Source organism: Gammaproteobacteria bacterium (assembly GCA_016712635.1).
Lineage (GTDB): Bacteria > Pseudomonadota > Gammaproteobacteria > SZUA-140 > SZUA-140 > JADJWH01.
Map to the genome: position 1 here is coordinate 338026 of JADJQS010000006.1, position 19622 is coordinate 357647.

Genomic DNA, 19622 nt, shown 5'->3' on the forward strand with positions numbered 1-19622 from the left:
ACGCGCCCGAAACCGGGATGTCCCGGCCGCGGGTCCCGTGCCGGTTACCGGCGCCGGCTCGTGATCCGTTCTGCGCGCGCAGGCGTCAGTCATCGCGGAAATATCCGTTGCCGCCCGACTTCGGCGCGCCCGGCAGCGGCAGGCGTACCGCCAGCCGGGTGCCGCCTCCGGGTCTGCTGGTGATCGTGAAGCTGCCGCGCAGGGCATCGACGCGTTCGCGCATTCCGATCAGACCCCAGGCGTCGTTACGCAGCATGTCCTGCTCGCTGATGCCGACGCCGTCGTCCTCCACCTCCAGCAGGATGGAGTCGTGATCGTGGGATACCTCGACCGATACGGCCCCGGCGCGCGCGTGGCGCGATATGTTGGTGAGCGCCTCCTGCAGTATGCGATAGAGCGCGATGGAGCTGTCATGGTCGACCTCGATCCCGCCCAGTTTGATGTTCGGGCGGCAGGTTAGTTCCTCGTTCTGCTGGCGGAAGCGGCTGATATACCAGTTGATCGCGCCTTCCAGCCCGAAGGCGCCGAGGTTGGCCGGCCGCAGGCGCAGGGTGATGTCCTGCACCGAGCGCGCCGTGCGCTCGACGAGATCGCGCATCTCGCCCAGCTTGGCCTGGATCTGCCCGTCCGGCGGGCAGCGCTTGACGAGCCAGTACAGATCGAGGTTCAGCACGGTCAGCGCCTGCCCCAGTTCGTCATGGATCTCGCGCGCGATGCGCGTGCGCTGCGCCTCGTTGATCGTTTCCTGGTACTGCGTCAGCCGGAGCAGTTTTTCATTGGAGTCGCTCAGTGTCTCCTGCGCCCGCCGCAGTTCGGTGACGTCACGGGCGATGACCAGGTGGCGCGGGGCCGCGTCCGGCGCGACCGCAATGATGCGCGCGTGGACCCAGCAGATACCGCCATCCGGGCGCGCCAGCCGGAACTGATGGTCGAACATCTTTTCGTGCGGGGAGGAGAGCCAGGCGTCGAAGGCCTGTTCGATCGCCGGCCTGTCAGCGGCGTGTATGGCGGCGAGCCACGAACGGGGCTGCCGGAGCAGATCCGCGCCTGACTGCCGCCAGATGCGCGGATACGCGGGGCTGACGTAGAGGACTTCGTTGCCATCCGCGCCGGTCAGCCAGAATGTCACGTCGAGGTTGTCCGCCAGGATCCGGAATGCTTGGTCATCCTCTCCAAAAAGCACGTTGCTCTCCTGCAGCGTCGATTCCCGGTCATCCGGTCATCCAGTTTCAAACGCGATTCTTATCTTATTATTGATCCGCAACCGGCATCACGAATACAGGCCTTAAGGATTACTGAAAAGACATAGTGAGAAAATAGGAATAACGCTGATTTGCTTGGAAAATTGCGGGCGGCGCCCGCGGAGCCGGATGCAGTCCCGCTCCGGGGCCGGGGGCGGCTCAGGGGGGCGGTGGTCCGGGTGACTCCGCGGCGATGTGCGCGAGCAGGTCGCCGGTCACCTTCAGGCGGCCGGCGACATCGCTCGGCGGATACTTGAACTGCAGCCGGTCGGCGCCGTGAAGGCGGTAGCGATCCGCCTGCCGCTGGATCAGCGCGATCAGTCTGGCGCCGTCGATCCTCGGCTCCGGGCCGAACACGATGCGGCCGCCATCGGGGCCCAGCTCGATCTTGCGGATGCCGAGCGGAACCGCGGTGAGCTTGAGTCGGGCGACTTCGAACAGGTTCTTGACCGGTTCCGGCAGCAGGCCGAAGCGGTCGATCATCTCGACCTGGAGCTCGCGCAGCCCGTCCGGGCTGCCCGCGCTGGCGATGCGTTTGTACATGACGAGGCGTCCGTGCACATCCGGCAGGTAGTCCGCCGGGATCAGCGCCGGTTCGCCCAGCTCGATCTCGGCGTCCAGCGCGAGCGGGGCGTCGAGGCGCGGCGTGCGGCCGGACTTGAGGTCGTCGACCGCGCGCTCGAGCAGTTCCATGTACATGGTAAATCCGACCTCCTGGATCTGGCCGCTCTGTTCCTCGCCGAGCAGTTCGCCGGCGCCGCGGATTTCGAGGTCGTGGGTGGCGAGGGTGAAGCCGGCGCCCAGGGATTCGATGGATTCGATCGCCTCCAGGCGTTTCACGGCATCGGCGGTCATCGCGCCGCGCGGCGGCACGATCAGGTAGGCGTAGGCCTGGTGGTGCGAGCGGCCGACGCGGCCGCGCAACTGGTAGAGCTGCGCCAGCCCGAGGTGGTCGGCCCGGTTCAGGATGATGGTGTTGGCGTTGGGGATGTCGATGCCGCTCTCGATGATGGTGGTGCACAGCAGGATGTTGAAGCGCTGGTGGTAGAAGTCCTGCATGATCTGTTCGAGTTCCCGCTCCGGCATCTGGCCGTGGGCGACGCGCAGGCTGGCCTCCGGCACGATGTCCTGCATCTCACGCGCGATCCTGTCGATGGTGCGCACCTCGTTGTGCAGGAAGTAGACCTGGCCGCCGCGGTGGATCTCGCGCAGGCAGGCCTCGCGCAGCAGCGGGCGGCTCCATTCGCGCACGAAGCTCTTGACCGCCAGGCGGCGCAGCGGCGGGGTGGCGATGATCGAGAGGTCGCGCAGGTTCGACAGGGCCATGTTGAGTGTGCGCGGTATCGGGGTGGCGGTCAGCGTGAGCACGTCCACCTCCGCGCGCAGCGCCTTCAGGCGTTCCTTCTGGCGCACGCCGAAGCGGTGTTCCTCGTCGAGGATGGCGAGGCCGAGGTCCTTGAAGTGCACCGAGGGCTGCAGCAGCTTGTGCGTGCCGATGATGATGTCGATCCTGCCCGCCGCGAGCGCCGCGAGCAGTTCGTCCTGTTCCTTGCCGGAGCGGAAGCGCGACAGCACGTCCACCCGCACGGGCAGGTCGGCGAAGCGGTCCTTGAAGTTGCGGTAATGCTGCTGGGCGAGCAGCGTGGTCGGCACCAGCACCGCGACCTGCGCTCCGCCCTGCACGGCGACGAAGGCGGCGCGCATCGCGACCTCGGTCTTGCCGAAGCCGACGTCACCGCAGACCAGGCGGTCCATCGGGCGGCCGGCGGCCATGTCGGCGATCACGTCGTTGATGGCGTCCTGCTGGTCGGGCGTCTCCTCGAAGGGGAAGGCGGCGGCGAAGGCCGCGTACTGGTCGTCGTGAACGGCGAATGCGCGCCCCTGGCGCGCCTCGCGGCGGGCGTAGATGTCGAGCAGCTCGGCGGCGACGTCGTGGGCGCGTTCGGCGGCGCGCCGGCGCGCACGTTGCCACTGACCGCTGCCGAGCTTGTGCAGCGGCGCCTGCTCGGGCGCGGCGCCGGTGTAGCGGCTGATGAGCTGGAGCGAACTGACCGGGACGTAGAGCTTGTCGCCGCCGGCGTATTCCAGCTTGAGGAATTCGTTCTGCACGCCGCCGGCGGTGAGCATCTGCAGGCCGAGGTAGCGGCCGACGCCGTGTTCCTCGTGCACTACCGGCGCTCCGACGGCGAGTTCGGTCAGGTTGCGGATGACGGCGTCGGTGTCCCGTTCGCGCTTGCCGCGGCGGCGGCGCTGCATGACGTATTCGCCGAAGATCTGCGCCTCGGTGACAACCGCGATGGCGGGTTCATCGATGATCAGCCCGTGCTCCAGCCCCGCGACGGCGATGCCGAGCGGGGCGTCGTCGGCGAGGAAGCCGCTCCAGTCCGGGTATTCGCGCGGGAAACGTTCCGTATCGCGCAGCATGGCGAGCAGGGTCTCGCGGCGACCCGCCGTCTCGACGATCAGCAGCACGCGGCCGGGAAAGGTGCCGAGGTACTCGTCGAGCAGCGCGAGCGGGTGTCGCGCCCGTGCGGGCTGGCTCAGGCCGGGCGGCGCGCGCAGCGCGAAGTTCCGGTTCTCCGGGCCAGCCTCCGTCTCGCCCGGCCGCAGCAGGCAGCGCGCGAGTCCGGCGAGCGCGGTGTCGATGTCCTCCGCGGTCAGGAACAGATCGCCGGGTGCCACCAGCGGACGCTCCGTGTCGTGACGCAGCTGCTCGTAGCGTTCCCCGATCTCGGCCCAGTGCTGATCGATCGCGTGCGCGGTGTCCGTGAAGCCCAGTACCAGGCTGTTCGCGGGCAGATAGTCGAACAGGGTCTCGGTGTGGTCGAAGAACAGCGGGAGATAGTACTCGATGCCGGCGGGGGCCAGCCCCTGGCTGACGTCGCGATAGATCGGACTGCGTTGCGGGTCGCCGGGGAACCGGCGGCGGAATTCGCGCCGGAACTGTTCGATCGCCTCCTCGTGGAGGGGAAACTCACCCGCCGGCAACAGCCGGATGCGGTTCACCCGCTCGACGGATCGCTGGGTTTCCGGATCGAAGGTGCGCATGCTCTCGATCTCGTCGTCGAGCAGTTCGATGCGGAACGGCAGCGGATTGCCCATCGGATACAGATCGATCAGGTTCCCGCGGATGCAGAATTCGCCGTGTTCCATCACCTGCGCCACGTGGCGATAGCCGCTGCGGGCGAGGCGCGCGCGCATGCGCTCGGTATCGACGCGTTCCCCGGCATCGAGGCGCAGGCTGAAGGCATCGAGGTAGGTGCGCGGCGCGAGCCGCACCATGGCCGTCGCCACGGGCGCGATCAGAACGCCTTTTTCAAGGGCGGGCAGGCGCTGCAGCGCGTCGAGCCGCTCCGAGACGATATCCTGGTGCGGCGAGAACGCGTCGTACGGCAGGGTTTCGCGGTCGGGCAGGATGAGCACGGGCAGGCCGGACTGTTCAAGAAAGAAGCGCAGTTCGTGTTCCAGCCGTTCGGTCGCCGGCATGCCGGGAGTGAGCACGACCACCGGTCCGTCGTGCTTGCGCGCGGCGGAGGCGATGGCCAGTCCCGCCCCGCTGCCGAACAGCCGTCCCCATTCGAGCGCGGCGCCGCCCGGCGGCGGGAGCGGCGGGTCGAACGGAGAGACGCGCGGCGCGGCGGCGGAGTCGGAGGCGTGCGGGACGATGTCGGTCATGGCGGATACGGCCGTCAGGCGGCGATTTTGCAAGTGCGCAAGTCTAGCAAAAATCGTCCGCTCACGCCGCCGTGACGCCCGGAGCCGGGCGCGGGTGCCCGCTGCGGATTCAGCGCCGTTTTCTCAGCAGGATGTACAGCGCCCCGGTGCCGCCGTCACTGGGGCGCGCGGAGCAGAAGGCGAGCACGTCGGCGCAGCTCTGGAGCCAGGCGTTGACGCGTGATTTCAGCACCGGCATCCGGTCCGGTGTGCTGAGCCCCTTGCCATGGATGACGCGCACGCAGCGCGTCTCCGCGGCGATGCAGCGGGCGAGAAACGCATTCAGTTCGCGCCGCGCCACCGCGACGGTCATCCCGTGCATATCGAGCTCCGCGCCGATGAAGAATTGCCCGCGGCGCAGTTTGCGCATCACGCCGTGCTGGAGGCCCGGGCGGGCGTAGACCAGCTCGTCCCCGACTTCCAGCACGGCGGGATCGGGTTCGTGCATGAGCAGCTCCTCGCGTACGCGGTTCTCGTCTTCCAGGGGTTTGCGCGGCACCGGCGCGATGCGCGCGCGGTGGGGCGGGGGCTTGCGCTGGCGCAGGCGCCTGACGCCCTTGATGCTGGCGCGGAACAACGCTTGGTCCTCCTTGTCCGGGTCATTCGTCACAGCCGCCGCGAGCCTCGCCCTCGTATTGAGATGCATCGTTCCGATGCTAGCCGGGGCGGCGCGATTTTGGCAAATCTCTATTGACCCGGAGAGCAGCGATTAAGTACCATTGTCGCCCTGTATCGCCTACCATTCCCCGGTAGCTCAGTCGGTAGAGCAGGTGACTGTTAATCACTTGGTCGGTGGTTCGAGTCCGCCCCGGGGAGCCATGAAATCAAATAGTTACGTGAATAGATTAACGAAATGCATACTCGTTAATTAATTCATTTGACGCACATGTAACGAGACTTCTACTGCGGCAGATCGTCAACTCGTAGTGTGATCGTAGTAATTTTCCCCCTGGGTCTCCGATGAAGATTGTCGTCAATTTGCGACGCTGCTCAAGGCCTATTAATTTCCAGAGGCTAGCTTTTTCAGCATCGACTTCTCGAGAGTGAGTTCGGACACTACATCCACGTCACTTGGGTCAGAAAGTACTGGGCAGGTCAAAGCAGGTATCAGCATTCGTGGGGAGTAATCAGAAGACCAGTATGTACGATAACGAACAAACCTAACTGATGATGGGGTTGTAGGATAGGTCTGCGTGACTCAAATTGACCTTTCCCCCGAAGGATATCCAGTTCGAGTGAGAGTATTTTCATAGTATCAAGCGGCCCGCTCCTCGAACAGGGCAGGCGGAATGTAGCCGAGCGCGCTGTACGGACGGACCGCGTTGTAATGGGACCGCCACTCATCGATGATGCGCCGGGCATCGGCCAGATCGAGAAACCAGTGCTGGTTCAGGCAGCCATCCCGGAAGCGACCGTTGAAGGATTCCACGAAGGCATTCTGGGTCGGCTTGCCGGGCTGGATGAAGTGCAGCTTGACCTTATTCTTCTGGCTCCAGAAAAACATCGCCTTGCTGGTCATCTCGGTTCCGTTGTCGAGCACCAGAGTCGTGGGTAAATCCCGCTCCGCTTTGAGCTGATCCAGGACGTACACCATGCGCACGCCCGAGATCGACGAATCCACCCACTGTCCCACACACACCCGCGAGTAGTCGTCCACGATATTCAGGATCCGCAGACGCCTGCCGTCGGCCAGTTGATCGTGGACAAAGTCGGCCGACCACCGCTCATTGGGTCGGGTCGGTACGGCCATGGGTATCCGTGGACGTATCAGTTTCTTTCGCCGTTTCGTTCGGACTTGCATACCCAGCTCGGTGTAGAGCCGGTAGGTCCGCTTGTGATTTCTCACCAATCCTTCCGCCCGCAGCATCCCGTGCAGGAGCAGGTGCCCATAGCGCGGGTACTGCTCGCCCAAGGCCTTGAGCCGCGCCACCAGAGGCACATCCTGTCGAGCACGTTGTAAAACGTAACAGGCGGCCTTGCGGCTGATCCCGATCAGGTGACAGGCGCGCCGCCGGCTGACGGCAAACTGCTGCTGCAGATAGGCGACGAGGGGCCGGCGTCCCGTCGCCTTTACCATTTTTTTGAGAGCACGTCCTTCAGCATGGCCTTGTCGAGCTCGGCCTCGGCCAGCAGCTTCTTGAGGCGGGTGTTTTCCTGCTCCAGCTCCTTCAGACGCTTGGCATCGGAAATCTCCATGCCCCCGTATTTGGATTTCCAGCGGTAAAAGCTCTGCTCCGAGATGCCGTGCTTGCGGATCAGATCCGCCACCTTGGCCCCGGCTTCGTGGGCCTTGAGGATGCCGATGATCTGTTCCTGGGTATATCGCTTGCCTTTCATGTCGAGACCTCCCTGAGGATAATGGTACGGGAAATCTCTCACTCAGGCTGGCTACCTAGGCGGGGGATAGGTCAAAATGCGTAGCACAGCTACAGTGATGTAAGCGGAATCATCCTATAACTTTGAAACCCTGTGAATAGGGATAAAAAATGATGAATTGAATTGTTGACAAGAATACTATAGTGGACATTGTAAGGAATTACCTGAATAATGACGGCGTTACATATATTATCAAACGGAATTGAGGACAATTACCATGCAAAGATTCGATGAGTCCACGCACAAACTCAGACTATTAATTCTTTACCTAGCAATATTAGTGTCAGTCTTGTTTTATTTTATGCCACATCCTTGATAATTTGCATATGCATCGAAAGGTGACCAGAGACGACTGCGATACGTCGTAATCCAAGTAATTTCGTTATCCTGAGATACACCAATCCAGCAAGGCCAGCCAGTGATGTTTCTGGATGAAGGCGCCTATTTGGCGTCGACAGAAAGAGCACGTCCTGAAGAGCCAGTTTCGCTTCACCAAGAACACCACCTGTGAGATTGATGATCGCCAATCGTTTAATTGCAGCGCACTGGCGTTTGTAAGTCTGATACAAGTGTGTCGCCGTGCTCAGGATGTGCGAGGGGACATCCAAGTCAACCCTCGCACATTGCGCGGGCGACAGCTATGGGTGTCCCGGTTCGCCCTGCGTCCGGCGGCGCCGCGCCCCGTCTACCACACTGGCTCTACGCCGCGATGTTCGCTCCTTACTCACTGCGTTCGTCCCTCGCTCACGCGGCTACCGGGGGCTTCTCGCCCTCGCTGCGCTCTCCATGGCTCGTCGATAGCGAAACGACGGTTTTACAGTCTTGATAGCAGACATTAAACTGGGGTTGCAAAGCGCTCTTTCAGGAACCTGCAGAATATTAAAACGGAATAGGTAGCCCCTATATAAAACATTGGGAAATGCAACCCGGCGAATATGATGAGTGTTACGAAGTTCCATAGGGACTACCAATATATCAAAGTAAGAAAATACGCCCTCAGGCTGCCATTATGAATTCCCCCAGATTATTCAGTCATTCCACAGTATTTTTTCGGCACCATATTTCTACAGAATATTTGTTGCTTGGATTCATCGAGTTTCTGCTCTTGATGCTCGCACTATACTTGGGACTTGAATCGCGGTTTCAGGGCACGGCTGGGATGATAGTTTCGGTCCATTCTTTTCGAAGGCATTTTTATACGCCACTATAATGACACTTAGTTTAATTTCGATGGGCGTATACCAGAGGCAAGGCGGCCGATTCCGTAATGTTCTCATGCTACGCATCGTCGGAGGTTTGCTGTTAGGGCTGGTCCCGCTTGGTGCGAGTTTTTATTTCGCGCCAGCATACTTTCTGGGTAGAGGTGTGCTTGCACTGACGGTCGTATACAGTTTTGTATTTATTATAACTATACGCGTGTTGTACTTACGATTAGCCAGTGCGAATGATTCAATAATCAAAATCCTCGTGTTGGGGTCTGGTGAAAATGCGTTCCTGATAAGGGAGGCCGCTAAATCGGGTGAATTGACCGGTCTAAATATTGTTGGCTATGTGCCCATGCCCTGTGATTATAACCGCGGGATTCAATCTGATTTGATTGATCCAGATGAATCTCTTGTCGATTACGTTGAAAAAAAGCGAATTGACGAAATCGTGCTTGCGGCGGATGACCGACGCGCAGGGCTCCCGTGCAAGGACCTTTTAGAGTGCAAGATGAACGGCGTAGAGATTCTGGATCTCCAGACGTTCTTTGAAAGAGAGACAGGCAAGATCCGCTTGGACATAATGAGTCCAAGCTGGTTGTACTTATCTGACGGATTCCGTGTGAGTCTGTTTCGGGATCTTGTAAAACGGACTTTCGATATAGTTGTAGCATTACTGGTTCTGCCAATCGTTTTGCCCGTCATATTTTTAGTAATCATTCTCATTATGTTGGAAAGCAGAGGCAGAGGGCCGTTTCTCTATCAACAAACGAGGGTCGGCCTCAATGGAAAGCCCTTTCAGATTTACAAGTTCCGCTCTATGATCCCTGATGCGGAGCAGGATGGTGTGGCTCGCTGGGCTGCGTCAAATGATACAAGAATTACCAGCGTCGGGGCGTTCCTGAGGAAAGGGCGTCTCGATGAGTTGCCACAGCTGTATAACATTTTAAAAGGTGAAATGAGCTTCATTGGGCCTCGTCCAGAACGACCTGAATTCGTAGAACAATTGGCGGACAGTATCCCTTACTACGATGAGCGCCATCGAGTGAAGCCTGGACTGACCGGCTGGGCGCAGATTCGCTACCCATATGGCGCATCCCATATGGATAGCATGAACAAGCTTCAATATGACCTCTATTATGTCAAGAATTACAGCGTCTTTCTGGATTTATTGATTTTGTTACAAACTGCAGAAGTGGTTATGCTGGGCAAGGGCGCCTAATAGATAGCCAATGCGTTCCGCTGTTTGAAGGGTGCATCAAGTACACTTATTTCTGATTAATTACTCCTTTTTATTCTGACGGGCGTCACATGCTTCCGACACCTGCGGAACTAATGTCATAGAGTCATCGTCCGATACTCATAGTCGATGCCAATATCGCTGCTGGATGTTACCCATCCAGCAATCTCGGAGAGTACCAAATGATGGCTCAAAATATTATCAGATCCGGTCTCACAAAGTTCCTCTTCCCCGTGTTACTGGCAGTCCATCTTATGGCTTGTGGTGGAGGATGGAGTGGGGGCAGCACCGGCGTAGACACATCAAAAACCTCAATGAGTGCTGTTACTTTGGAATGGGATCGCCCATTAGCGCGAGAAGATGAATCGCCTTTATCGCCGGCGGATAGCGGGGGATACAAGGTTTACTACGGAATGGAGGAAGGGAATTACCCTAACAGCGTCGATGTCAATGACGGTACTGCCTTGGGGGTTACTCTGACCGACCTTCACCCAGGAACCTACTATTTTGTTATCACGGCCTATGATGTGGCCGGGCGTGAGAGTGAGTATTCGCCAGTAATCATCAGGACGATAGCCCACAGCGATTCATTGACGAACATCGATGGGTTTCGCTGAAATTCATGGCGGATCCCAAAACCCAGCAGGGACACTGAGACAGTGTGTTGTCTTTATGACCGGCTGACCCAAGAGCTAATCTGACCCGCACCACCTGAACACCTCTTACCTACGCTGCACAACGGCCAGGCCACCGCAGTAGTGCGCCATAATTCGGGTGACGCCCCCCATCGCTCCAAATAAACCCATGCTTGCAGTCCGAAGATCATCGCTGCAGATAGCCTCGTGCCTTGCCCATCAGGGGGCTCAAGATGCTCGCCTTCCTAAATCAAATCGATCAGAATTGACCTTTAGCGTGGGTAAAGACACGGATTCAGGGCTAAGATTCCCATGTATAGGGGCTAATCGCGAAAACTTATGGATTTGGGCTTTTACGGTTATCTCAGCGCAGCGATCGCCTACGGTTTTTTTGCGGTTCTGCTGCTGTTCAGTTGGCGCAGCAGTCTGCAGGGCAAGCTGCTTATTGGGGTGATCGTCATCAGCACCGTATGGGCGGGTCTTGCGGCGAACATCGCGGTTGACGGTACCAATCCGACCGCGGCTTATCGGACGTTTGAGATCCTCCGCAACATTGCTTGGCATGGATTACTGCTGAAGCTGCTTGATCCCGTTGCGGTGCAGGGGAGCGGATATTGGAAGTTTGTCCGCTGGGCGCTACCGCTCAGTGTGGGTTTCGCCAGCCTGGTGCTCGTGCACGAACTATTTGCCGCATCGGAGCAACGAGTACTGGGAATCACCGGACATGTTTTGCAAGCCCTCATCGGCCTGGCGATTATCGAACAATTGTTTCGCAATACCTCGGCCCATAACCGGTGGGCGACCAAGTATCTGTTTCTAGGTGCCGGTGCTATTTTTACATTTGACTTCTATTTGTACTCCGATGCATTGCTGTATCGCGGCATTGATCAGGGACTCTGGGAAACGCGCGGCATTATCAATCTGGTTACAGTCCCATTGTTGGCAATTTCCACCGCACGGAACAAGGACTGGTCGCAGAACCTATTTGTCTCCCGCAATATAGTTCTGAACTCCACCGCAATCCTTGGGGGGGGCTGTACCTGCTGGTGATGGCGGGGGCCGGATATTACCTGAGAGAGTTCGGTAGCAGTTGGGGGAAACTGACGCAGATTGTATTTATCTCGCTAGCGGTAGTGTTGCTCGCCGTGGTTATGTTTTCCACCAAGTTGCGTGCACAAATCAGGGTGTTTCTGGGCAAGCACTTCTACAGGAATAAGTATGACTATCGCCACGAATGGCTCAGGCTGACGAGGGAACTAACCGAGAGAGTGCAGGGAGAAAAGCGCTTCGAGAGCGCAGTTCAGGTGCTGGCGCAAATCGTCGATGCCCGGGCAGGTGCGCTTTGGCTTCGCGATAACCAGAGTCATTATCGAATTGTCGGTACCTGGCAAGCCAGGCTGATCGAGGAAGTCGTGTCTGGAGACACGGCACTTGTCCGATTTCTCCAAGAAAAGGGCTACGTCATCAACCTGACGGAGCTCACATCGCATGCCGATGAATATGAGGGATTGCAATTACCGGAATGGCTCGCGGATATACCGCGCGCCTGGCTGATAGTGCCGCTATTCACACTCGATTCACTGATGGGTTTCATCATTCTGGCTAACCCGCTGGTTAATAGATCGATCAACTGGGAGGATCGAGATCTCCTGAACACGGCAGCCAGGCAGGTATCAAGTTATCTCGCGGTGCTGCAGACATCCGATGCGCTCGCCGAGGCAAAGCAGTTCGAGGTGTTTAACCGACTGTCTGCCTACATGGTGCACGATCTGAAAAATATTGCGGCAGAACTGGAACTGGTAGCGCGAAATGCCGTAAAACACAAAAACAACCTGGCATTTCTCGAAGATGCATTTAATACGGTAAACAATGCCTCGGGGGATATCAAAAGGCTGCTTGACCAGTTGCGCAATAAACGGGGTCAGACCGAGAGGAAAGTCATCGTTGAATTGGGCAGTCTTATCCAGGAAGTCGTCGCAAAGAAGCAGGGCCGGTTTCCACAGCCTCGCTTCGATATGGGGGGCGAGACGTATTTCGTCGTCGCGGAGAAAGTCCGTTTGGCCAATGTGCTGGCGCATCTGATCGAAAATGCGCAGGAGGCGACTCGGGAGGACGGGGCGATTGATGTCTCGCTGAAGGGCAAAGACGAAATGCATGTCATCGAAATATGGGACAATGGTCAGGGAATGGATGCAGATTTCGTACGCAACCGGCTTTTCAAGCCGTTTGATACCACGAAAGGCAACGCAGGAATGGGTATTGGTATGTATGAAAGCCGGGAATTCATCCGCGGGCTCGGTGGAGAAATCTATGTCACGAGTGAGCCCGGTCGGGGTACAGCGGTTACACTGCACATACCCGCAAGTCTGGAGCCTGCGGTACCGGTACCGATAACGACTTGATATGATTCGGAGTCCTTCCTTGACTTGGGCTTGTGATTTCCGGTGATGACAGACAGTAGCTTAAAACCGCTCCTGGTGGTTGAAGACAACCCGGGCTTGCAGACGCAACTCAAGTGGTCTTTCGAAGGCTATGAGGTGTACCTTGCGGGCGACCGCATCTCGGCAATCGAACTATTAAAGCAGTACCACACGCCCGTGGTGACCCTCGATCTGGGTCTTCCCCCCGATCAGACCAATGCAAGCGAAGGGCTGGCCGCGCTGGGGGAAATCCTGCGGTTCTCACCCCATACCAAAGTGATTGTGGTAACCGGCAACGATGATCGGGAAAACGCGCTCAAAGCCATTGCTCTGGGCGCGTATGATTTTTACCAGAAGCCAATAGACCCGGATATTCTTGGCTTGATCGTGGGCCGTGCATATGCGCTGTTTGAGCTGGAAGAAGAAAACCGGCGGCTCACAGAGCGCGATACCGCCTCGCCACTAACCGGCATCATCACGTCCAGCGAGCAAATGCTGGCAGTTTGCCGGATGGTGGAGAAAGTGGGCCCGTCCGAGGCCACGACCTGGTGCTCGGCGAAAGTGGTACCGGTAAGGAGCTGATTGCGCGGGCGCTGCATGATCTGAGTCCGCGCAGGGACAAGCCATTTGTCGCCCTCAATTGCGCCGCCATCCCGGATAATCTGCTGGAGAGCGAACTGTTTGGCTACGAAAAGGGCGCCTTTACTGGCGCTGCCAAACAGACGCAGGGCAAATTCGAGTATGCGGATGGAGGCACCTTCTTCCTCGATGAAATCGGTGACATGCCGGTTCCCTTGCAGGCAAAGATGCTGCGTTTCCTGCAGGAACGGGTTATCGAGCGCATCGGTGGACGAGCCTCGATTCCGGTGGATGTGCGCATCATCTGTGCGACACACCAGGATCTGGAAAATCTGATTAAGGAGGGTGCCTTCCGCGAGGATCTGTATTACCGGATCAGCGAGGTCGTCATAGCGATTCCGCCGTTACGGACGCGTGTGGGTGACAAGCTGCTGCTGGCCAGACATTTTCTGAATATATACAGCAAAGAATACGGTCGGACATTCCGCGGGTTTAGTGATGATGCGCAAGTCCAGATAGAGGCCTACAGCTGGCCGGGAAACGTACGGGAGCTGGAGAACAAGATCAAGCGCGCAGTCATTCTGGCGGAAGGCAAGCGAATCACGGCCCAGGATCTCGGTTTCGCGAGCCAGAGCGAACCCCAGTCACTGGATCTACGGGAGGCCAGGGAACGCGTCGAACGTGAGTACATACAACGTGCCCTGGCTGTTTACGACAACAACGTGTCGCGCGCCGCCGAAGCTTTGGGAATCAGCCGGCCATCACTTTACGCCATGGTGAAGAAGTTCGGCATGACGGAACCCGGTCACCAGTGAGCAGGGAAGTGCAGCAGGTCTGGCCGATAGCCGGTGTCTCGGTTGCGGTGCTGCTGCTCGTCCTTTTGGGTGCACATCGCGAGACGGTCTTTTATTTAACCGGGATCTGGAACCAGCTGGAGATGGGTGAATACGCCCATGGTTATCTGGTGCTCGCAATCAGTGTGTATCTGATGGTGCGTGATCGGCGGGCATTAGCCGATTTGACGCCCTGCCCGAACTACTGGGCGCTGTTGGCAGTCGTGGCGGCCGGCCTGCTGTGGACGGCGGCCGCACTGGCTGATGTGCTGACGGTGCAGGCGGTGGGACTGCTGTTCCTGATGCTGTCAATCGTGTGGACAGTGCTCGGAAATCAGGTAACCGGGAAGCTGCTGTTTCCGATCCTGTTTATCGGTTTTGCCTTGCCCATCTGGTTTCCACTTTCACCCGTTTTGCAGGATCTGACCGCGAATGTGGTCTTCGAGATTGCCCGGGCGCTGCGAATCCCCGCGTTTCGGGAGGAAAATCTCATTGTGCTTCCGGCCGGTACGCTGTCGATCGAGGAAGCCTGTAGTGGTCTGCGTTACCTGCTCGCGGCACTCACTCTGGGGACGCTCTATGCCTACCTGAACTATACAACCCTGCGTGGCAGACTGGTCGTTGTACTGATAGCGGCGGGCGCCGCAGTACTGACTAATATGCTGCGGGTTTTTATCGTGGTCTATCTGGCCTATGCCACGGACATGCAGCACCCTTTGATCAGACATCATCTAACCCTGGGCTGGTATCTGTTTGGTGGCATGGTGGTGCTGCTCCTGGTCATTGACGCGCTGGTGCACCGGCATCATCAGCCGGCAGTGGCGGGTAAACCGGCCGGGGGAAATGCAGCCCGGCCCGCAGGGGATGAAAAAGGTAAACTGCAAGAAATGCTGTTCCTGGGCGTCGGTGTCGTACTGGTGTCAGCCGGGCCTGCAGCGGTCCACTGGGTCAGTCATCAGCCATCCAACGAAATCAGAGTGACCGAGCTCGACTTGCCCGCAGGAAAAGGAGGGTGGACCGGACCTATCGCCAGTGACGATGACTGGACGCCGGAATTCCATGGTGCGATCACTCGCAAGCAGGCATATCAAAAAAATGGCACAGAAGTTTATCTTTATGTTGGCTATTATCCGGCGCAGCAGCAAGATAAGGAACTCATCAATGATCTGAACCAAATCAGCAATAACGGTTTTTGGCATACCCGTTACACACGAAGTCAGTTGCAGGATGCGGGCGATATCCCGGTTCTCGAGCAATTGCTGGAAAAAGCCGGCGGTGGTGAGCGACTGGTGTGGTACTGGTATCGGGTCGCCGGTCGCCAGACTACAAACAAATACACAGCCAAGGCACTTCAGGTATTTGGGCTGGTGACAGGGCAGCCGCAGGCATCGGTGACTGCCGCCGCCGTGGACACCCACGCTGATATCAGTCGTGCCCGCCAGGTGTTGGCTGAATTCATATCCACCATGCAGGGATCGTTGGCGAACGTCGGGGAAGGCAATGCAAACCAGCACTAAAAGCGCCCAAACGGTGAATCGCCGCCTCCCTGAAGGCGGCCTTCCGGCCGCGAACATAACGAAACAAAAAAGCATAAATCCAAGCGCATTAGAGCCAACATGAGAGATACGAGCAAAACACAGTTCTGGTTCCGGCAGGCAATCCTGGCGCTGGCAGCGCTAACCATCGCCGCCTGTGACCGTCCGGGAATGGATGACCAGAAGATGGTGCAAATGGCAAAGGGGTATCTGGCCGAGAGCAAGCTGCGGGAAGCCTCCCTCGAACTGAGTAACGCCTTACAGGAAAACCCCGACAATGCAGAAGCCCGTTACCTGATGGGGCAGATCAATCTCGACGTGGGCGATGTCGCCGGGGCTGAAAAGGAATATCGCCGTGCCGGCAAGGCAGGATGGAAAGAAGAAGAAGTGCAGATCGGTCTGGCCAGGGCATTGATCAACGGCAACGCCTTTCAAAGTGTGATCGATGATATCGAGATCAAGGAGACCTATTCGGCACCCGCGCGCGCCAACCTGTATGCCCTGCGTGCCGCCGCACAGGCGGGCTTGGGTGACCTGGACCAGGCCAGAGCGACCCTGGCCTCTGGTGTCGAAATCGATGCGGGAGCATTCCAGGTTCTGAAAACCACCGTTCAGATACAGCTTGCCTCCGGTAATTTCAAAGGCGCCACCAGCAGTATGAAACAAGCGTTATCTGCCTATCCGGATAACCCCGAGCTTCGATTGCTGAGTGCCATCACAGCACTTCAGAGCCAGGATAAGGCGGGCGCCATGGAGGCCTACCAAGCCATTATCGAACAGTTTAATGGCAAGTACATTACCGTCTATGACCGTCTGGCATGTCTGGGACTGGCACGTCTGCAGATTCTGGACAAGAATCTCGACCTGGCGCAGGACACTCTCGCACCGCTTTTCAAGGAATATTCGAATGACCCGGAAACGAATTTCCTGGGCGGTATGTTGGCTTTTGAGCAGGCTAATCTCGACCTCGCCGAGGAGCGCTTGCTCAAGGTGCTTAAAGATGCGCCGGATCACGCTCAGACGCTGTTACTGTTCGGCACCGTCAACTACGCACAGAAGGATTATGAGCAGGCAGCCTACTATATCGCCAAGTACGTCAGTGCAGTACCGGATAACCTTGGCGCCCGTAAATTGCTGGGCCGCACCTACATGCTACTTGGGGAACAAGATCAGGCGCGGGCCACGTTACAACCGGCACTGAAAGAAAGCGCCGACGATGCCGAGTTGCTGGCCCTGATCGGGCTGTCCCGCCTGCAGGGCGGCCAGACGGCGTCAGGGATCGAGGGGCTGGAACAGGCGGTAAAAGCCGCGCCCGACAGCGCAGCCATTCGCGGGGAACTCGCCAAGGCATATATCTCAGCCGGCGATACTGACCGCGCTATTCAGCAACTGAATACACTCCTTGCGCAGGGTGGCAACGAGCAGCAAACACAGACACTACTGGTGCTGGCCCATCTGCGTGCCGGCAATGTAGATAAGGCGATTAATACGGTGTTGGGCATGCTGGCCAGGTTCCCGGAAGATCCGGCTGTCCTGACGTTGGTAGGCAATGTCTTTGCCGCCAGTGGCGACAGGCCCGAGGCGCGCAAGTATTTCAACAAGACCCTGAAGTACAAACCCGGGTTTGTGCCGGCCACCATGTCGCTGGCGCGCCTCGATGAGATAGAAGGTAACTCCGCAGAGGCAACCACTTTGTACCGGGATATCGCTGATTCGGACACACAGTCGATTGCGCCTTTGTTGGCGCTTGCGCGCCTGGCGGAAAAGCAGGGCAAGACACAGGAAATGCTTGACTGGCTGGAAAAGGCCCAAAAGCGTGCGCCAAAGGACATTACCCCGCGCGTGCTTCTGGCTGAATATTATCTGCGCGAAAAACAGCCGGAGAAGGCAGATGCCCTGGTTGTAGAGGCCATAAAGATCGCTCCCCGTCAGTCCGTGCTGCTGGCCTTACAAGGCAGGGTCTCGATGGCACAGGGTCATTACAACGATGCCCTGCCCACGCTGAATAAACTCGTCACGCGGGAACCCGATTCGGTATTCGCCCGCGCGTTACTTGCTGAAACCTATCTGGCATTAGGGCAGACAAAGGACGCACGCAGACAGCTGGATCTCGCGCTGGAAAAACAGCCCTATTATGTGCCTGCATTGCTGTTGATGGCGCGGGCGCATTTGCAATCGGGTAACTATGACCTGGCGCTGGAGTCTGCTGATAAGGCTCAGAAGGCCCAGCCGGAGCTGTACATGGGTTATGAACTGGCCGGAGACGCCTGGATGGGGAGAAAAAATTATATCAAGGCCAAGGGCGTTTATACGCAGGCTTGGGAGCGAAACCAAACCGCTGAACTGGCAATCAAGCTTTCGGAGGCGTTAACACAGTCCGGTCAACCTGAGAAGGCGGTGGATATCTTGTCGGACTGGCTCAACGATCATACAGGTGATACCAGGGTACGCCAGTTCCTTGGGACCACTTACCAGAATATGGGACAGAAGACCCGGGCTATCCAGGAATACGAGAAGGTCCTGGCGGAGCAACCGGAAAACATCGTTGCCCTAAACAACCTGGCCTGGTTTTACTCCCTGACCAATGACCCCAAAGCCTTAGAACTGGCTGAAAGAGCTTACCAGGCAAATCCGGATGATGCTGGAATTCAGGATACCTACGGGTGGATACTGGTGCAGCAGGGGCAAGTAGATAAGGGGCGTCGATTGTTGGAGCAGGCGATGAAACAGCTGTCCAAGGTTCCGGAAGTTGAGTATCACTATGCAATAGCTTTGTTAAAATCTGGCGATGGAGTGCAGGCCCGCAAGCTGCTGGGCGCACTTATCAAAGATAATCGCCCCTTTGAAGGTCGCAAGGATGCACAGGCCGCACTGGATACACTGTGATGGGAAGAAGACGCTTAAAACTAAACACTACAAGAAAAAGTGTCAACTTTTTTAACAACACTACAATAAATCATAACTCTATGATTCAAATATATTTATGAACGACTAGACAACAATCCATATACGTGTGATCCAGTCTTAAGTAAATCAGTGTCACAATATTTTACAGCCGCTCACGGACTGAAATGCTCATTGTTTAACTAATGATATTAGTTTCAATAAATTACATAATTGGCATCCGAATTGCTGTACATTGGTTACGTCTTCTAAGTATCACGAAGTCCGACTGTGTTGGAATTCAAAATGGACTTAAAAAGGATTAATGTCATGAACACTAAGAGCAAAATGCTGGTTGCGGTTGTCCTTTTTATGTTAGCTGGAAGTGCATTAGCAGTGCCTATCACTGGCGATATTGGATTTTTTGGTTTAAGTTCACATACAACTTCAAGCGTTACTATCCTAGGTACTCCAACAGTCGCATCCGCTACTGGTAGCTTCAGTAGTGAAGGGATAAGCGCTGGCGATCCTGTCAGTTACTTGCCCTTTACCTATAATCCTCTCGGTCCAGTGCCTGGAATCTGGAGCGTTGATAACTTTACGTTTAATCTGACGCAGATGTTTCTAGCTAACCCAACCACTCCAAACACATTAGATCTGTCTGGTGTTGGTGTGATCACGAACACTTTAGATGGCTACGATGATACAGGCGGCACATGGACATTTCATGCAGATAAAGTTGGATCAAACTTCATCTGGTTATCAACCACAACCGCAACTGCTGCGCCTGAGCCAGGTGTCGCACTATTGCTAGGTCTTGGACTGATTGGATTTGTTGTAGCGCGCAAATTTCGTAAGTCCGCATAACATTAGCTCAAAACAAGAACTTAAATAAAAAAACCGCGCTATGGCGCGGTTTTTTTTTATGTGTTGATTCATTGGGCGAATTAAGCGGTTTTATTAC

11 protein-coding genes, 1 tRNA gene and 2 pseudogenes are annotated in these 19622 nt (G+C 57.1%); 9 read left to right on the plus strand and 5 right to left on the minus strand.

The window, feature by feature from the left end; translation table 11 throughout:
• Positions 1–85: 85 nt before the first annotated feature.
• The 3 genes from IPK65_08475 to IPK65_08485 form a co-directional block, all read right to left on the minus strand.
• A complete protein-coding gene (locus tag IPK65_08475; protein MBK8163171.1) occupies positions 86–1183 on the minus strand; it encodes a PAS domain-containing protein in 1098 nt (365 codons plus the stop codon).
• A 217-nt stretch (positions 1184–1400) separates the two neighbouring features.
• Positions 1401–4916: a transcription-repair coupling factor gene (gene mfd / locus IPK65_08480; protein ID MBK8163172.1), complete on the minus strand. Its 3516-nt coding sequence runs from the start codon at positions 4914–4916 to the stop codon at positions 1401–1403.
• A 109-nt stretch (positions 4917–5025) separates the two neighbouring features.
• Positions 5026–5601 (minus strand): Smr/MutS family protein, encoded by a 576-nt coding sequence (locus tag IPK65_08485; GenBank protein MBK8163173.1) that lies wholly within the window; start codon positions 5599–5601, stop codon positions 5026–5028.
• Positions 5602–5698: 97 nt separating this feature from the next.
• On the opposite strand from IPK65_08485, the gene IPK65_08490 reads away from it, so the two are divergent.
• Positions 5699–5774: transfer RNA gene (locus IPK65_08490), tRNA-Asn, on the plus strand.
• Between the two features lie 436 nt (positions 5775–6210).
• Here the strand turns inward: IPK65_08490 and IPK65_08495 are convergent.
• Positions 6211–7292 (minus strand): annotated as a pseudogene (locus tag IPK65_08495) (IS3 family transposase).
• Between the two features lie 338 nt (positions 7293–7630).
• Positions 7631–7900 carry a hypothetical protein gene (locus IPK65_08500; protein MBK8163174.1) on the minus strand — a complete coding sequence of 90 codons (270 nt, stop codon included), beginning with the start codon at positions 7898–7900 and terminating at the stop codon, positions 7631–7633.
• Between the two features lie 640 nt (positions 7901–8540).
• Between IPK65_08500 and IPK65_08505 the strand changes: the two genes are divergently transcribed.
• From IPK65_08505 to IPK65_08540, 8 genes and pseudogenes are all read left to right on the plus strand, one after another.
• Complete coding sequence (locus IPK65_08505) at positions 8541–9755, plus strand: TIGR03013 family PEP-CTERM/XrtA system glycosyltransferase (GenBank protein ID MBK8163175.1); 1215 nt, start codon at positions 8541–8543, stop codon at positions 9753–9755.
• 200 nt (positions 9756–9955) lie between these two features.
• Positions 9956–10390, plus strand: a complete 435-nt coding sequence (locus tag IPK65_08510; GenBank protein MBK8163176.1) for a fibronectin type III domain-containing protein — start codon at positions 9956–9958, stop codon at positions 10388–10390.
• A 357-nt stretch (positions 10391–10747) separates the two neighbouring features.
• Complete coding sequence (locus IPK65_08515) at positions 10748–11458, plus strand: hypothetical protein (GenBank protein MBK8163177.1); 711 nt, start codon at positions 10748–10750, stop codon at positions 11456–11458.
• On the plus strand, positions 11455–12810 hold the full coding sequence (prsK, locus tag IPK65_08520) for a PEP-CTERM system histidine kinase PrsK (protein MBK8163178.1): 1356 nt from the start codon (positions 11455–11457) through the stop codon (positions 12808–12810). The genes IPK65_08515 and prsK overlap by 4 nt, the downstream gene beginning before the upstream one ends.
• A gap of 45 nt (positions 12811–12855) precedes the next feature.
• A pseudogene (prsR, locus tag IPK65_08525) lies at positions 12856–14222 on the plus strand (PEP-CTERM-box response regulator transcription factor).
• A gap of 8 nt (positions 14223–14230) precedes the next feature.
• On the plus strand, positions 14231–15757 hold the full coding sequence (gene epsI / locus IPK65_08530) for an EpsI family protein (protein MBK8163179.1): 1527 nt from the start codon (positions 14231–14233) through the stop codon (positions 15755–15757).
• A 99-nt stretch (positions 15758–15856) separates the two neighbouring features.
• The gene (gene prsT / locus IPK65_08535; GenBank protein MBK8163180.1) at positions 15857–18661 is read left to right on the plus strand and encodes a PEP-CTERM system TPR-repeat protein PrsT; all 2805 of its coding nucleotides are present in this window, start codon (positions 15857–15859) and stop codon (positions 18659–18661) included.
• 327 nt (positions 18662–18988) lie between these two features.
• Positions 18989–19525: a PEP-CTERM sorting domain-containing protein gene (locus IPK65_08540; protein ID MBK8163181.1), complete on the plus strand. Its 537-nt coding sequence runs from the start codon at positions 18989–18991 to the stop codon at positions 19523–19525.
• Positions 19526–19622: the final 97 nt, after the last annotated feature.

Coding starts and splice junctions, on each gene's coding strand:
- mfd (MBK8163172.1), bottom strand. CDS start 4,916: ATGACCGACATCGTCCCGCACGCCTCCGACTCCGCCGCCGCGCCGCGC.
- IPK65_08485 (MBK8163173.1), bottom strand. CDS start 5,601: ATGCATCTCAATACGAGGGCGAGGCTCGCGGCGGCTGTGACGAATGAC.
- IPK65_08505 (MBK8163175.1), top strand. CDS start 8,541: ATGACACTTAGTTTAATTTCGATGGGCGTATACCAGAGGCAAGGCGGC.
- IPK65_08510 (MBK8163176.1), top strand. CDS start 9,956: ATGATGGCTCAAAATATTATCAGATCCGGTCTCACAAAGTTCCTCTTC.
- IPK65_08515 (MBK8163177.1), top strand. CDS start 10,748: ATGGATTTGGGCTTTTACGGTTATCTCAGCGCAGCGATCGCCTACGGT.
- prsT (MBK8163180.1), top strand. CDS start 15,857: ATGAGAGATACGAGCAAAACACAGTTCTGGTTCCGGCAGGCAATCCTG.
- IPK65_08540 (MBK8163181.1), top strand. CDS start 18,989: ATGAACACTAAGAGCAAAATGCTGGTTGCGGTTGTCCTTTTTATGTTA.